The organism is Paenilisteria riparia FSL S10-1204, assembly GCF_000525995.1.
Lineage (GTDB): Bacteria > Bacillota > Bacilli > Lactobacillales > Listeriaceae > Listeria_A > Listeria_A riparia.
Window position 1 is genome coordinate 1 of the sequence record NZ_AODL01000020.1, and the last position, 15,518, is coordinate 15,518.

11 protein-coding genes, 5 pseudogenes and 1 other annotated feature are annotated in these 15,518 nt (G+C 41.3%); of the genes and pseudogenes, 11 read left to right on the plus strand and 5 right to left on the minus strand.

Going from position 1 to position 15,518, the window contains the following annotated elements:
- Together PRIP_RS17415 and PRIP_RS10760 are read right to left on the minus strand one after the other, a co-directional pair.
- Nucleotides 1–218: hypothetical protein (locus PRIP_RS17415; protein WP_206538198.1), on the minus strand; the 218-nt coding region annotated here is incomplete at its 3' end.
- A 6-nt stretch (nt 219–224) separates the two neighbouring features.
- Complete coding sequence (locus PRIP_RS10760) at nt 225–1,337, minus strand: aminopeptidase (RefSeq protein WP_036101177.1); 1,113 nt, start codon at nt 1,335–1,337, stop codon at nt 225–227.
- A gap of 216 nt (nt 1,338–1,553) precedes the next feature.
- On the opposite strand from PRIP_RS10760, the gene PRIP_RS10765 reads away from it, so the two are divergent.
- From PRIP_RS10765 to PRIP_RS10795, 6 genes and pseudogenes are all read left to right on the plus strand, one after another.
- Nucleotides 1,554–2,012, plus strand: a complete 459-nt coding sequence (locus PRIP_RS10765) for a DUF948 domain-containing protein (RefSeq protein ID WP_036101178.1) — start codon at nt 1,554–1,556, stop codon at nt 2,010–2,012.
- Nucleotides 2,013–2,035: 23 nt separating this feature from the next.
- Nucleotides 2,036–2,566, plus strand: a pseudogene (locus PRIP_RS10770) (YtxH domain-containing protein).
- A gap of 269 nt (nt 2,567–2,835) precedes the next feature.
- A complete protein-coding gene (locus PRIP_RS10775; protein WP_036101179.1) occupies nt 2,836–3,921 on the plus strand; it encodes a bifunctional 3-deoxy-7-phosphoheptulonate synthase/chorismate mutase in 1,086 nt (361 codons plus the stop codon).
- A 311-nt stretch (nt 3,922–4,232) separates the two neighbouring features.
- Nucleotides 4,233–5,230 (plus strand): annotated as a pseudogene (gene ccpA, locus PRIP_RS10780) (catabolite control protein A).
- Nucleotides 5,231–5,293: 63 nt separating this feature from the next.
- Nucleotides 5,294–5,498 (plus strand) — a binding site (T-box leader).
- A gap of 323 nt (nt 5,499–5,821) precedes the next feature.
- Nucleotides 5,822–7,081, plus strand: coding sequence for a tyrosine--tRNA ligase (tyrS, locus tag PRIP_RS10790; RefSeq protein WP_036101181.1), 1,260 nt, complete (start codon nt 5,822–5,824; stop codon nt 7,079–7,081).
- A gap of 16 nt (nt 7,082–7,097) precedes the next feature.
- Complete coding sequence (locus tag PRIP_RS10795) at nt 7,098–7,610, plus strand: GNAT family N-acetyltransferase (protein WP_159101537.1); 513 nt, start codon at nt 7,098–7,100, stop codon at nt 7,608–7,610.
- Nucleotides 7,611–7,616: 6 nt separating this feature from the next.
- On the opposite strand, the gene rpsD is transcribed toward PRIP_RS10795, so the two are convergent.
- The gene (rpsD, locus tag PRIP_RS10800) at nt 7,617–8,219 is read right to left on the minus strand and encodes a 30S ribosomal protein S4 (protein ID WP_036087726.1); all 603 of its coding nucleotides are present in this window, start codon (nt 8,217–8,219) and stop codon (nt 7,617–7,619) included.
- Between the two features lie 220 nt (nt 8,220–8,439).
- Nucleotides 8,440–8,925 carry a GAF domain-containing protein gene (locus PRIP_RS10805; protein ID WP_036101182.1) on the minus strand — a complete coding sequence of 162 codons (486 nt, stop codon included), beginning with the start codon at nt 8,923–8,925 and terminating at the stop codon, nt 8,440–8,442.
- A 167-nt stretch (nt 8,926–9,092) separates the two neighbouring features.
- On the opposite strand from PRIP_RS10805, the pseudogene PRIP_RS10810 reads away from it, so the two are divergent.
- The 3 genes and pseudogenes from PRIP_RS10810 (at nt 9,093) to thiI (ending at nt 13,280) form a co-directional block, all read left to right on the plus strand.
- Nucleotides 9,093–10,812, plus strand: a pseudogene (locus PRIP_RS10810) (septation ring formation regulator EzrA).
- A 121-nt stretch (nt 10,813–10,933) separates the two neighbouring features.
- Nucleotides 10,934–12,070 carry a cysteine desulfurase family protein gene (locus PRIP_RS10815; RefSeq protein WP_036101183.1) on the plus strand — a complete coding sequence of 379 codons (1,137 nt, stop codon included), beginning with the start codon at nt 10,934–10,936 and terminating at the stop codon, nt 12,068–12,070.
- Nucleotides 12,070–13,280: pseudogene (gene thiI, locus PRIP_RS10820) on the plus strand (tRNA uracil 4-sulfurtransferase ThiI). The gene PRIP_RS10815 and the pseudogene thiI overlap by 1 nt, the downstream one beginning before the upstream one ends.
- A gap of 45 nt (nt 13,281–13,325) precedes the next feature.
- Here thiI and PRIP_RS10825 read toward each other — a convergent pair.
- Entirely contained in the window at nt 13,326–13,724 is a 399-nt protein-coding gene (locus PRIP_RS10825; protein WP_036101184.1) for a ribonuclease HI family protein, read from the minus strand.
- Nucleotides 13,725–13,881: 157 nt separating this feature from the next.
- Here PRIP_RS10825 and PRIP_RS10830 point away from each other — a divergent pair, with 157 nt between their 5' ends.
- Both PRIP_RS10830 and PRIP_RS10835 read left to right on the plus strand, forming a co-directional pair.
- Complete coding sequence (locus PRIP_RS10830; protein WP_036101185.1) at nt 13,882–14,232, plus strand: hypothetical protein; 351 nt, start codon at nt 13,882–13,884, stop codon at nt 14,230–14,232.
- Nucleotides 14,217–15,493: pseudogene (locus PRIP_RS10835) on the plus strand (Y-family DNA polymerase). Before PRIP_RS10830 ends, PRIP_RS10835 begins: the two are co-directional and overlap by 16 nt.
- The last annotated feature ends 25 nt before the right edge of the window (nt 15,494–15,518 follow it).

Sequence of the window (15,518 nt, forward strand, 5' to 3'; positions counted from 1 at the left end):
TATACGCTACGCTTAACTTCTCGCATGGTCGGGGATACGACTCCCTCCCTGCTTTCAGTCATCACATACACCAGTATGCTGCGCTTCCGGCTTCCACCAAACTCCCTGAATACAAACGCTTTCGCTCGATTTGTGTAAAGCAAAATTTTTCGTCTTACCCAAAGTAAATGGCTCGGCGGTTTTGCTTTATCTTGAGTTTTGTCCCAACCTCTTGTCATTCATTATTAAGCTAGGTTTTCTGGGTTTAGTTTCTCAAGCTCAGGAAGTACGAAACGGCCGTCTTTGCGGATTAATACATCATCAAAGTAAATTTCGCCACCACCATATTCAGGGCGCTGAATGTTTACTAAATCCCAATGAATTGCGGAGTGGTTGCCATTTGGCGCTTCGTCATAGCTCTGACCAGGTGTGAAGTGGAAGCTTCCTTCAATTTTTTCATCAAAAAGGATGTCTTGCATGGGCTCGTGAATAAATGGATTGACCCCAATGGCAAATTCGCCAATGTAACGCGCGCCTTCGTCCGTATCTAAAATTTTATTGATGCGTTCTGTATCATTTGCTGTTGCCTTCACGATTTTACCATTTTCGAACGTAAACGACACATTTTCAAAAACAAAACCTTGATAAGGTGATGGTGTGTTGTATGTGATTGTTCCATTTACAGAGTCACGTACTGGTGCGGTATACACTTCACCATCTGGAATATTTGCTTCACCAGCACATTTGATTGCAGGAATATTTTTAATCGAAAATTGTAAGTCTGTGCCAGGTCCAACGAGGCGAACGCGATCTGTTTGGTTCATCAAGTTCACCAAGTCTTCCATTGCGTCAGCCATTTTGCTGTAGTCCAGGTTACATACTTGGAAATAGAAATCTTCAAAGCCTACCGTACTCATTTTTGAAAGTTGAGCCATAGAAGCACTTGGATAGCGTAAGACAACCCATTTTGTTTGCTTCACGCGGATGTCTGTATGCATTTTACCGACAGATTCGCCGTTTATCTTCATTTTATCAGCTGGAACATCCGAAAGTTCGTTGATGTTATCGCCAGCACGAAGGCCAATATAGGCGTCCATTTCCTTCATGACGTTGCCTTCGAATTCCGCGATTTTCGCGTATTGCTCTGCATTGGCGCCAAGTAACATTTCACGGTCTACTTGAGGTTCTTTCAAAGATACGAACGGGAATCCGCCAGCTTTATAAGCTTCAGCAACAAGAGAAGTTACTAATTCTTTTTGTAAGCCAAAGTTTTCAATAAGCACTTTTTCGCCTGGTTGTAGTTTTACTGAGTAGTTGATTAAGTTATAGGCTAGTTTTTCAATACGTGGATCTTTCAAAAAAATCACTCCATTTCGTTTCATCCGCTTGATTAGCGGTACCTATCTATTTTACTCTAAATAGACGAAATATGCTTCCTAAAAGAGTTACGATTGTTTTTTACTTTCCTTTTTCGGCTAATATTGCTAAAATGAAGAAAGCCCATACTTTGTTAAATGGTCGTTTTACATAGACACATTGGGGGTAAGTGCTAGATATATGCGGAGGTGTAAAAGGTGGAAATAATTTTGTATGTTGCGGCTTTAATTGCTGCAATCGCGCTACTTGTCATTGCTGTTTACCTTGGTATGACACTTCGATCGACGTCTAAAACAATGGATGAAGTAGCCAAATCGCTAGAAGAAATGACTGGTGAGGTCAAAGGAATTACAGACCAAGCTGAGAAATTAATGAGCAAGACGAATGATCTTCTCGAAGATATTAATGGGAAGGTGGCTAAAGTAGATCCAGTATTCGATGCGGTAGGGGATATCGGCGTATCATTACTAGGCCTTAGCCAATCGGTTCGCGAATTAGCAACACTTGCGACCAATAAAGTAACAGCAAATGAACAAAAGATTGTCCAAGCTGTATCGTTCAGCAATTCTATCTTGTCATTCCGTGATAAGATGAAAGCGAATAAAGCAGCAAAAAAAGCCGCTTCAGAAGCGCAAGAAGAAGCAGTACAATTATAAAACGAACGTGGAGGGGAAAATATATGTCTGAAAAAGATGGAATTAATGTAAAAGATTTTCTAATTGGTGGTTTAATTGGTGGGATTGTTGGTTCAGTAACAGCACTATTACTAGCTCCTAAATCAGGAAAAGAGCTACGTGGTGACTTAAACGAGCAAGTGGACGTTTTAAAAGAGAAAGGTACACAATGGAAAGACGTTGCCTACGAAAAAGGAATTGAAATTGGCAATGTGGCTAAAGAAAAACGTGATTCTATCTTGGACTCTACATCTGGATTTGTAGGTGTCGTTAAAGATAAATCCGGTCAATTATACGAAACAGTTTCTAAACAAACAAAATCTGTGAAAGAAACTGCTAATGCAGGACTAGAAGCGACAAAACAAGCTGCACAAAAAGCAGGCGATACATTTAGATCAGAGGCGAAAGATGCGAAATCGGATGTAAAAGATGCTGCTGAAAAAAACAAAAAGAAGAAGTAAAAGAAGCTTCTAAAACAGCAAAAGAAAAAAACAGAAAAAATCGCCGAAGACGCGAAAAAAGAATTGAAAAAATAAACCTGTCTGAGCGAGAACAAGGATGTAAGTTATGTGTGAAAATGCGTAACTTGCATCTTTTTTTGTGCTGTAACTAGTGCATGAAGTTTTTGCCGTGAAAAAGAAGCTTGCAATTAGAAGAAAGTAATGTTAGTATTGTATTATTCACTTTAACACTTAAAAGCGCTTAAGTAGAAAAGCGACATGGTGACAAATGAGTATTTTTCATCTATAATGAATAATTATACTGTACAAAGATAGGCAGAGAAATTGGAGAGGTGGCAAAGAACATGGGAAATCCAAATTTAGAAGAGTTGCGCGCACAAGTTGATGCTTTAAACATTGAGGTGTTAGAAGCAATTAACAAACGAGCGAACTTAGTACAAGAAATCGGTAAAATTAAAGGAATGCAAGGTGTTATTCGTTTCGATCCAGTTCGTGAACGTCAAATGTTAAATGCAATTACGGATGCGAATAAAGGTCCTTTTGAAGATAGCACGATTGAAAAGCTATTTAAAGAAATTTTCAAAGCTGGTTTGGAGTTACAAGAAGATGATAATTCGAAAGCATTGCTTGTTTCGCGTAAGAATAAGAAAGAGGATACAATTGTTCCAGTAAATGGCGTGCCAATCGGTAATGGGACACCAACATTTGTATTCGGTCCATGTTCGGTAGAATCGTATGATCAAGTAGCAACGGTTGCTGGTGCGGTTCGTGATAAAGGCCTAAAATTACTTCGCGGTGGCGCATTTAAACCACGTACGAGTCCGTATGATTTCCAAGGCTTAGGTGTAGAAGGATTGCAAATTTTGAAGCGCGTAGCAGATGAATTTGGTCTTGGCGTTATTAGTGAAATCGTGACACCACGCGATATTGAAGTGGCGCTTGACCATATCGATGTCATCCAAATTGGCGCGCGTAACATGCAAAACTTCGAACTTCTAAAAGCCGTTGGACAAGTGGACAAACCAGTTCTATTAAAACGTGGCTTGTCGGCAACGATTGAAGAATTTGTCGGTGCTGCGGAATACATCATGGCGCAAGGAAACAGCCAAATTATCCTTTGCGAACGCGGTATTCGTACGTACGAGAAGGCGACGCGTAATACACTAGACATTTCTGCTGTGCCAATTCTAAAACAAGAGACACATTTGCCTGTTATGGTGGATGTAACGCATTCTACAGGACGTAAAGATTTACTACTCCCATGTGCCAAAGCAGCTCTTGCGATCGGTGCAGACGGCGTAATGGCAGAAGTACATCCAGATCCAGCTGTTGCTCTTTCTGACGCAGCACAACAAATGAACTTGAAAGAGTTTGACGCATTCTGGGAAGAGATTTTGAAATCAAAATTAGTACCTGAGAATATTCAATAAATGTATGAAAGAGAGTAGTTAGGAAATCATTTCTAGCTACTTTTTTTATGGATATTTTTAGGTGAACTATAATTTTGTTAAAAAAAGGAGCCTATTTGGATTGTTGCTATGACTTGTTTTTGAAGATTTTGACTGAATTTGAATTGATAAAACGTTTTCTTCTGAATTTTTAGTAATGTAAATAATAAGTGAAAACAATTGCATAACGAAAAAAACTATCGTATTATAGGATGTAAGTACGAATGTGTACGTTTACAATAGTGGCACATGGCTAACTATTAAAAATAATTTAATTTTGGAGAGTGAAATAGATGAATGTGACAATTTATGATGTAGCGCGCGAAGCAAATGTATCGATGGCGACCGTTTCTCGTGTCGTTAACGGAAACCCAAACGTAAAACCAATTACTAGAAAAAAAGTACTCGATGTTATTAAACAATTAGGCTATCGTCCAAATGCGGTTGCCCGTGGTTTAGCAAGTAAGAAAACAACGACAGTCGGCGTAATGATTCCAGATATTTCAAATGTATTTTATGCAGAATTAGCACGCGGTATTGAAGATATCGCGACGATGTATAAATATAATATTATCTTGAGCAACTCCGATGAAAATGAAGACAAAGAGTTGCAAGTACTTAATACATTGTTAGGCAAACAAGTCGATGGCATTATTTACATGGGTGAACGTATTTCAGAGCAGTTGCAAGAAGAATTTGACCGTTCACCAGCACCAGTCGTGTTGGCCGGTTCTGTAGATGCAGCCAACAAAATCGCATCGGTTAATATTGATTACAAACAAGCAAGCTACGAAGCAGTATCACGATTTACAAAAAATGGCCGTAAGAAAATTGCTTTCATCAGTGGTTCTTTAGATGAGCCAGTAAACAGCGAATTGAAGCTTGGCGGTTATCGTGAAGCTTGAAAGAAGCGAAAATCAAGTTCAACGAAGACTACGTATTAGAATCAGCGTATAACTATGAAGCTGGTGTAAAAGCTTGGGAGCAATTAAACAGCTTGAAAGCAACACCAGACGCGATTTACGTAGCAGATGATGAGCTAGCGATGGGTGTTTTAAATGCCGCATTAGATGCAGGTGTAAAAGTACCAGAAGAATTGGAAATTGTTACATCTAACAATACAAAATTAACATTGATGGCTCGCCCGCAATTATCAACTGTTGTGCAACCCCTTTATGATATCGGCGCTGTAGCCATGCGTTTACTAACGAAATTGATGGCAAACGAAGAAGTTGAAGAAAAAACAGTCATCTTACCACATAGCGAAAAAATGCGCGGTACAACACGCTAAAATTGCAATTCCATTTGACAAACGATGTGAATCTATGTTAAAAATAGAACTACAAGTTTATATCGAAAAGCTATGAACGGACGAAGTAGTCGCTTATCCCTGTATCCAAGAGAGCTGGTGGGAGCTGAGAACCAGTACAAATAAGTGAGACGAATTACATCCCGGAGCATATTTGCATTTGCAAACGGTAGTATTTGCCGTTATTTTAATGAAGCGAGGAAGATTTTTCCTAAGTTGGGTGGTACCACGTATATTTTGCGTCCCTTCGTCTATGACGGGGGGACTTTTTGTTGGGGCTGTTCGAACAAAGTGAGTTACAGCCCCAATATAAGCGTGAGCAAAGCGATGGGTTAATCCACTAAAAAGAAACATGGAGCACCTCCAATATAAAGCGCGAGCTGGTAAATCAGATGTTAACCATACAGCCCCAATATAAGCGTGAGCAAAGCGATAGGTTAATCCACTAAAAAGAAACATCGCGTCCCCACGTTGTAAAGTACGAGCTGTAAATTAGCTACCAGCAATACAACCCCAATGTAATCACAAACAACACTACCCAAACAAAAACCAATAAAGTAAGGAGCCAAAAAAATGAATATTATTGATGAACTAGAATGGCGTGGCGCCATATACCAACAAACAGACGAAGAAGGACTTCGCGAATTAACAAATAAAGAATCGATTTCACTATACTGCGGTATTGACCCAACAGGCGATTCGATGCATATCGGCCATTTAATTCCATTCATGATTTTGCGCCGTTTTCAAAATGCAGGACATCGCCCAATCGTTGTCGTAGGTGGGGCAACAGGATCTATCGGTGACCCAAGTGGTAAGAAAGAAGAACGCCAATTACAATCCATCGAGCAAGTGAATAAAAACGTGGAAAGCTTGCGTGGTCAGTTAGAAACGATTTTTGATTTTTCCGGTGAAAATGGTGCAATTATGGTGAATAACTATGATTGGACGAAGGATTTGACGGTACTTGATTTCTTGCGTGATTACGGGAAGAACTTCAACGTTAACACAATGCTTGCCAAAGATATTGTCGCGAATCGTTTAGAAGTCGGAATTTCGTTTACTGAATTCGCATACCAAATTTTACAAGCGATGGATTACAACGAGTTGTATGAAAATCATAATTGTCGTTTGCAAATCGGTGGTAGCGATCAGTGGGGAAATATTACGGCGGGCCTAGACTTAATCCGCAAAAAACAAGGCGAAGGTGCAAAAGCTTTCGGTTTGACAATACCATTATTGACGAAAGCTGACGGAACGAAATTCGGTAAGACAGAAGGTGGCGCGATTTGGCTGAACGCCGAAAAAACAACACCATATGAGTTTTACCAATTCTGGATCAATACAGATGATCGTGATGTTGTGAAATACTTGAAATATTTCACGTTTTTAACTCGAGATGAAATCAATGACTTGGAATCCGCGGTGAAATTAGAACCGCATCGTCGCGCAGCGCAACGTTCTTTAGCAGCAGAAATGACGCGTTTTATTCATGGCCAAGAAGCATTAGACCAAGCGATTAAAATTTCCGAAGCATTGTTTAGCGGAGACGTAAAAGCATTGACAGCAGACGAAATTGAACAAGGTTTTAAAGATGTTCCAACGTTTACGGCCAACCAAGACGAAGCATTGTTAGTTGATTGGTTAGTAGAGCTGGGCATCGAGCCTTCAAAGCGTCAATCACGCGAGGATATTGGCAATGGTGCCATTTACATCAATGGCGAACGAGTCCAAGACTTAGAAAAAGTGGTGACAAGCGCGGATCGTGTCGAAAATCGTTTTACAATCGTGCGTCGTGGTAAGAAAAAATATTTCTTGGTGCGCTATGCCTAATTTGCATCTGAAATTGATGAAACAGGCAGATTTTGCGACCTTCTCGGAAAATTTGAGCATTGCTTATGCGGAAGATAAAGTGGAGGCGGGGACATGGCTTGCTTCTGAAGCTTTGGCAAATGCGAAACAAAGCATGAAAGACACACTTCCAAATGGCGTAAATACACCGAATCACTTTATTTGGGATGTTATACGCTCACATGAAAAAGTCGGCACGTTGTGGGTTTGTCAGGAAGAGCAATCTTATTTTATCTACGACATTATTATTTTCGAGGCGTTTCAGAATCAAGGGCTAGGTAGTGAGTTGTTAGCTGTGCTTGAAGAGGAGGCGCGGGCGCAAGGTATTACGGAAATCGGTCTTCATGTGTTGGGCATAATAAACGTGCGATTCATGTGTATGAGAAGATGGGATTCGAAACAACCGATATATCCATGCGAAAAAGGATCTAAAAAGGTTTGGCGACTGTTCGCCAAACTTTTTTGTTGCACAAAAAAAACCTCGAGTGCAGGGCACTCGAGATTCTGGTAGCCATAATTAACGTGAATAGAATTCTACGATAAATGCTTCGTTGATTTCAGCATGAAGTTCTGAACGTTCTGGCAGGCGGTTTAATGTACCTGTCAATTTTTCAGCGTCGAAAGTTAGGTATTCAGGCACGAATGCCGCTACGTCTAAGCTTTCAGCGATTGCTGATAATTTTAGAGATTTTTCGCGAACGCTAATCACTTGGTTAGGTGATACTTGGTAAGATGGGATATCTACGCGTTTGCCATCTACTAAAATGTGACCGTGGTTTACTAATTGACGTGCAGCACGACGTGTGCGAGCAAGACCTAAACGGTAAACTAAGTTGTCAAGGCGTTGTTCTAGTAAGATCATGAAGTTCTCACCGTGTTTACCTTGTAATTTACCAGCTTTAACGAACGTGTTTTTGAATTGACGTTCTGTTAAGCCGTACATGTGACGTAATTTTTGTTTCTCTGCTTGTTGTAAACCGTACTCAGAGATTTTCTTACGTTGTGTCGGACCGTGCTGCCCTGGAGCGTACGGACGACGTTCTAATTCTTTACCTGTTCCTGAAAGTGATAATCCCAAACGACGGGAAATCTTCCAGCTTGGACCTGTATAACGAGCCATTGATTGACTCCTCCTTTATATTTGTTTTGGCATAAAACAAACAAGTGTGAACAACCAAATACGTGCAGTTTATCTTCATGTATCTTCGCCCTTGCAGCAGCAGGTTACAGGATACACCACGAAAATTCGGGGATAAACAACGGTCATATTCATCATCACTCAAGCTGCATTTTACACGCTCTCTAGTATAGTACATGTGTAGTGCTGTTGTCAACTTTAATTATAATGTGTTTGTTAGTATTGCAACAACTTGTTCTAAGTAGGCTTGATCGGTTTCATCAAACCGGTCAATAGAAGGGCTGTCCACATCTAATACGCCAAGCAATTGTCCGTTGTGTACGATTGGTACGACGATTTCGGATCTTGATGCAGCGTCACATGCGATATGTCCAGGGAACTCATTGACGTTTTTGACAAGGTACGTTGTTTGTTCTGCAGCAGCAGAGCCACAGACGCCACGCCCTAGTGGAATGCGAATACACGCGGGCAAGCCTTGGAATGGGCCGAGAACGAGCTGATTCGACGTTTCTTCATGTAAATAAAAGCCAACCCAGTTAATATCGGTTAGGGCTTGATTTAATAACGCGGAAATGTTGCTCAAGTTGGCAATGAGGTTCGATTCGCCAGCAATCATTGCTTCGACTTGTTTGACGCATAATTGGTAATTTTCTGCCTTAGTTCCTGTGAATTTTGGAATTTCAATCATTTTTTTCACCACTTTTTCATTATTTTTAGTTTTAAATAAGGCAAATACAGAAGAATCGTGTTAGAATGGTTTATGTGTATAATGAGTTAGTATAGCATGAAATTCTAATTTTTACTTAGATGTGTGTTTGAAAAATAGAGGTATACAGAATAGTAGGAGGTAACGATATGTTTGTTTGGTATTTACTCGGCTTTGTCGTGCTGGTAGCAGTGCTATTTACAGCCGGATACATAATGAAGAAAAAGCATTATCAGCGAATTAATGAATTAGAAGCACAGAAAATTGAATTGATGGAACGGCCAGTTATTGACGAATTAACGAAGGTAAAGAAATTGAAGCTAACTGGCCAGACAGAGGCATTGTTTGAGTCATGGCGCGATTCGTGGGATGAGATTGCGACGAAATTGTTCCCTGATTTGGAAGAATACATTTTAAATGCTGAGCAACATACGGATCGTTACCAGTTCCGCCAAGCAACACAAATGGAAAACCAAGTCGAGCAAGTGATTCATGATATCGATACGCAAATGAAACAGATTTTGCGTGGGTTAAAAGAGCTGCTAGCTAGTGAAGAACGTAATGCCCAAGATATCCGCATGGCAAAAGATAAGTTCACAATGATTCGCCGCGATGTGCTCAGCAATGGGTATAAGCTAGGGGAAGCACTTGGTGGTGTGGAAGGCGAGCTCGATGCGATTGCAGAAAGCTTGAATCGCTTTGATATGTTGACAGATCAAGGCGATTATTTAGAAGCACGGGAAACGGTACTTAATGTACAACATAATTTAGAGAAACTTGGCGTGAAAATGGAGAAGATTCCTAGTTTGTTACGGGAAAGCGATATTATTTTGCCAGATGAAATGAGTAAATTGCAAGCGGGCTATGATGAAATGGTGCAACAGGGCTATTATTTAGAGCAATTGCAACTTGCGGCGGAATTAGAGCGGATGAGCGAGCGTGTGGCGGACTTGAAAGTGAAGATTGTCGCTGGTGAGCTTGAAGTTGTCGAAAATGGTGTAACGGAACTGCATACGGAAATTAATTTTATTTTATGATACGTTGGAACATGAAGTAGAGGCGCGTCATTTTGTGAAGGAAAACCGGATTGTAGTGGAAGCGAAGTTGGAGAAACAAGTATCGGTTTCCGACGCGCTAGCCGAGCAAATCAAAGAAGTGAAGCAGACGTATCATGTGTCAGAAGATGAATTGGCAACGTATTTAAAAGTAGCGAGTCAATTAGAAACGCAGAAAGAACAATTGACATCTGTAACAGAACGCTTATCAGAAGTAAAAATCGCTTATTCGGCGGCAGAGGATACATTAAAAGAAATCGACGCGATTGTATCGAACATTTCGGTAGAGCAAGATACATTCGCTGAAGAGTTGCGTTCGTTACGAAAAGACGAGTTAGAGGCACGTGAAGACGCAGATAGAATGCGTCGTGCTGTTGTGAACTTAACACGGAAATTAGACCGTGAGCGCCTTCCTGGTAAGCCAGAGGAGTATGTTGCGCTTAGTGATCATATGGAAGAATCAATTGTGAAGCTAGAAGAGCGGTTGAAAGAAAAGCCGTTGAATATGAAGGCAATTCATCACGAATGGCGTGTTGCCAAAGAAAACCTCGATCATTTAACAGAAAAAGCAGAAGAAATGATTGTAAATGTGCAATTAGTAGAGCATGTGATTCAATATGCGAACCGTTATCGTTTGCGTAATCCTGAGCTTGCTGAGGAATTGCGCAAAGCAGAGGATCATTTCTATAAGGACTTTTTGTATAATAAGGCTTTGGAAATAGCTGTGACGGCTTTGGAGAAAGTGGAGCCGAGCGCTTTTAAGAAGATTGAGAAAGCATATGAGATGCAAATGAATGTAGACGAAGTGGAATAAAGGAATGTGCTTGAAAGCAGAAATTTTGTCTTAGGAAAGTAGAGACGTTATTTCTGCTTTTTTTGCTTGACATGTGTGGTAAAATGTTTAGGTAGAGAATTGGTAATGGAGGCTTTGAAGGATGATTTATTTTGATAATAGCGCGACAACGAAGCCGCTGGATACTTGTATTGAAACATACGGAAAAGTAGCAGCGAACTATTTTGCGAACCCGTCTTCGCTGCATCGTTATGGAACGAAAGTCAATGAACTGCATGAACAGGCGCGGACACTTGTGGCAAATAAGATGGGCGTGTTGGCGGAGGAAGTTATTTTTACATCGGGGGGGACGGAAGGAAATAATATGGCGATTAAAGGGGTTGCGGGATTTTATAGCAACCGTGGGAAACATATTATTACGACGGCGATTGAACATCCTTCTGTGCAAAATACGATGGGTGCTTTGGAGGCTCAAGGCTTTGAAGTGACGCGTTTGCCTGTCGATGCGACGGGTGTTGTTTCGGTGGATACGCTGAGGGAGGCGTTACGTCCGGACACGATTTTGGTGTCGGTGATGCATGTGAATAATGAGGTTGGATCGGTGCAGCCTATACGGGAAATTGCGGATGTATTGGCAACGCGGAGTCAGACGTTTTTTCATGTGGACCATGTACAGGGGCTAACGAAAGTGCCGCTGGATATGACGGGAATCGATTTGGTGACGATTTCGGGACATAAAATTCATGGCTTGAAAGGAACGGGTGCGCTGCTTAAGAAGAAGCATGTGTCGTTGGTGCCGCCTTTAGATGGCGGTGGGCAGGAGTTTGGCTTGCGAAGCGGGACGGAGAACACGGCGGGAGCTGTTGTGTTTGCGAAGGCGTTGCGGATTGGTTTTGAGGAACAGTCGGCAAAGCTTTCCGACTTACTTGCGATTCGTGATTATTTGCTAGAGATGCTTGGTGCGATGCCAGAAGTTTCGGTGCATACGGACGCATATCATGCGGCGCCGCACATTTGCTGTTTTTCAGTTGTGGGACATCGCGGAGAAGTGCTTGTACACGCTTTGGAAGAATATGATATCTATGTTTCGACGACCAGTGCTTGTTCTTCGCGTGCCAAACTTGCGAGCAGTACGTTAAAAGCGATGCAAGTAACGGATGACGAGGCAGTTGGTGCCGTTCGTGTCAGTTTATCTTACCAAAATACGATGGCCGAAGCGCAACGTTTTATTGAAGTAATTCGAGCAGTAATAAAAAATCTAAATGAAGTGGTGAAATAATGAAATATGATCGTATAGTCGTAAGATACGGCGAATTATCAACTAAAGGAAGAAATAGAAAACAATTTATAAAAAAGTTAGCACATAATGTGAAGCGTGCCATTGCTGATTTCCCGGAAGTGAAGGTTTTTGGGGAACGTGATCGGATGTATTTACTGTTGAATGGTGCGGATGCGCAGGTGATTTTAGAACGATTGCAACCAATTTTTGGGATTCAGTCATTTAGCCCTGCGGTTCGTGTGTTACAAGATGTGGAAGAGATGAAGCGTGCTGGACTTGAGTTGGTGCGTGCGGTGCATCGACCTGGCGGTAGTTTTAAAGTGAATACGCGCCGTTCTGATCGTTCGTTTGAACTGGACACGAGCGGAGTAAATCATGAACTTGGTAGTTATATTTTGCAAAATATTGATGATTTGCATGTCGATGTGAAAACGCCGGATGTGAAGTTGCTGGTAGAAGTTCGGAGTGAGGGCGTGTTTTTGTCGTGCCAAACGATTCAAGGCGCTGGCGGTTTGCCGGTTAGCTCTTCGGGGCGCGCAATGCTGATGCTTTCTGGTGGGATTGATAGCCTGTGGCGGGATATTTAGCGATGAAACGTGGTGTTGAAATTGAAGCAGTGCATTTTCATAGCCCACCGTATACGAGTGAACGTGCTCGTCAAAAAGCGGTAGATTTAGCTGGGAAATTAGCAAAGTATAGTGGTCAGGTGCAAATGCATGTCGTACCGTTTACCGCGGTTCAAGAACTGATTAAAAAGCAGATTCCAGAAGGTTTAACGATGACAGTTACGCGTCGCTTAATGTTGCGAATTACAGATGAATTGCGCAAACGTCGTGAATGCTTGGCAATTGTAAATGGGGAAAGTTTAGGGCAAGTGGCGAGTCAAACGTTGGAAAGTATGCTAGCTATTAATGCGGTGACGACAACGCCGATTATTCGTCCAGTCGTATCAATGGATAAAAATGAGATTATCGATATTGCGCAACGCATTGATACGTATGATATTTCTGTTCGTCCTTTCGAGGATTGTTGTACGATTTTTACACCGCCATCTCCGAAAACACGCCCTAAATTAGAAAAAGTGGAGCGTTATGAAAGCTTTGTTGACTTTGAGGCGATGGTACAAGAAGTAGCGAATATGACAGAGACGTTTACTGTGGATGTTGCAGATATAAATAAAGTACAGGATGAGTTTTCAGACCTGTTCTAATGAGAAACATACTAAGATGAGTAGGCAAAACCACGGTCTTGCCAGTCATTTTAGTATGTTTTTTTGTTTTTGGATGGCTTGTCGCGCCAAATCGTCGGCTTTTTTATTAGAAGCACTCGGAATCCACTGTACGAAAAATAAGTCGTTCGTATCTAATAATTGCAAAATTATATCTAAGTGTGGTTTGAAAATCGGGTTTTTTGCATGACGTTTTTCAATGGATTGCACCACAATTTTAGAATCGGAATAAATTCTTAAGAGAGTTGGGTGATAGGTGAGGGCTTGTTCTATTCCCGTTTTTATAGCGATAAATTCGGCTTCATGATTGCTCATTATTCCAATTGGTTTGCTAATCTGTTTATAAATTCCATCAGCAATCAGCACAATTCCAATACCGCTTAAACCAGGGTCACCAGCGCTTGCTCCGTCTACATAGATTTCCAAATAAATCTCGCTCCTTTCTAGTCTAGTATAACAAATTGGTAATGCTATAGCTAAAACGATGCAGTTAGCGGCGAATAAATAGTACTTTTAGTCACTAGTAAAACAGAACATATGTTTGTATACTATAAATACAAAAAAGGACAGGGGGCGTTGTGGGATGACTTCATCAGATTATCATGATCGTGGAATGAAGAAATGGGGCGGCTTCTTGCTCAGTGAACATACGGCGAAAATGGAAGTGGAAAGTCGCTTGCCTGTGTGGGAAAAACCGATGGACCAAGAGAGTGTCTATCATGTGTTGCATCAAGTCATACAACATCGCGCAGTTGCTGTCATTCAATTATATAAGGAGGAAGAAGAGGCTCCTGACGCTTATATTGAAGGGCGAATTGTGGCTGTGGAAGGCGACTGTTTGCATGTCCAGGTAGGGAATGCCATACGGGGGATTGATTTAGAAATGATTCGCTTTGTGAAAGAAAGGGGCTATGAGAAATGGTACGAGAAATAGATTATTCTGTGGCACCGCGTCGAGATATTTTATGTATTGATGTGAAATCATTTTTTGCGAGTGTGGAATGTGTGAAACGACATTTGAACCCACTAACGACTTATTTGGTTGTGATGAGCCATGCAGAGCGCCAAGGTGGTCTTGTTTTAGCAGCAAGTCCAATGATGAAGGCCGAATTTGGTATTAAGACAGGGTCAAGACGCTATGAATTGCCGGATGATTCGCGAATTATTATCGCACCGCCACGAATGAATTTGTATTTGCACGTCAACGAGATGATTTTGAAAATTGCTAGAAGATATGTGAGCAAGGATGACTTATACGTGTTTTCGATTGATGAATTTTTCATGGATGTCACGCAGTATCATGCTTTATTTGGTGATACGATGTCCATTGCGAAACGTCTGCAACAAGATATTTGGCAGGAACTTAGATTGGCTGTAACGATAGGTATTGGGGAGAATCCTTTTTTGGGGAAGTCGCATTGGATGTGGAAGCAAAACATAATCGGAGCGGCATAGCAGAATGGCGATATGAAGATATTCCGAACACTTTATGGAGAGTGCAAAAAATGACAGATGTAGTAGGTATCGGGCATCGAACCGCGGCAAGATTGCAGAATATCGGTATTTCAAGTATATACAGTCTAGCTCATGCTCCTGTAGAACTGCTCAGAAAGACAATGGGTGTTATAGGCGAGCAGCTTTATTACCACGCGAACGGAATCGATTATAGTCGTTTGTCCGAAAAATATATACCACTAACTAAAAGTTTCGGTAAAAGTCAGATTTTAGAACGCGATTATCGTGATATAGCAGAAGTGGCCATTGTGATTCGTGAAATGGCCGAAGAAGTGGCGATGCGAATTAGAAAAGAACATGCGCAGACAGCCGTTATTCACTTGAGCATCGGTTATAGCAAGCACAGCATTGAACGAGGATTTAGTCATCAAATAAAGTTGCATCCAACAGATAATAATAAACAAATCGCAGAGGCAGCACTACACTTGTTTTATAAATATATCGGTCGAGAAGCGGTTCGAACTATCGCTTTATCCGCTGGGAAAATCACGTTTAAACAAGGCACACAGTTGAATCTTTTCGAAGATGCTTTGCAGACATTGTATCAGGAACAGTTGGAGCGCACGATTGATAATATCAGAAATCGATATGGCTTCAAGTCGATGATGCGAGCGAGCAGTTTGCTAGAAGGTGGTACCGCAATCGCAAGAGCAGGACTAGTTGGCGGCCATAATGGCTAAGAAAAAACCAGCATTGATGTACTGG

What these genes read in the sequence shown, in the direction of transcription:
- PRIP_RS10775 (WP_036101179.1), top strand. Translation starts at nt 2,836, where the DNA reads ATGGGAAATCCAAATTTAGAAGAGTTGCGCGCACAAGTTGATGCTTTA.
- tyrS (WP_036101181.1), top strand. Translation starts at nt 5,822, where the DNA reads ATGAATATTATTGATGAACTAGAATGGCGTGGCGCCATATACCAACAA.
- PRIP_RS10795 (WP_159101537.1), top strand. Translation starts at nt 7,098, where the DNA reads ATGAAACAGGCAGATTTTGCGACCTTCTCGGAAAATTTGAGCATTGCT.
- rpsD (WP_036087726.1), bottom strand. Translation starts at nt 8,219, where the DNA reads ATGGCTCGTTATACAGGTCCAAGCTGGAAGATTTCCCGTCGTTTGGGA.
- PRIP_RS10805 (WP_036101182.1), bottom strand. Translation starts at nt 8,925, where the DNA reads ATGATTGAAATTCCAAAATTCACAGGAACTAAGGCAGAAAATTACCAA.
- PRIP_RS10815 (WP_036101183.1), top strand. Translation starts at nt 10,934, where the DNA reads ATGATTTATTTTGATAATAGCGCGACAACGAAGCCGCTGGATACTTGT.
- PRIP_RS10830 (WP_036101185.1), top strand. Translation starts at nt 13,882, where the DNA reads ATGACTTCATCAGATTATCATGATCGTGGAATGAAGAAATGGGGCGGC.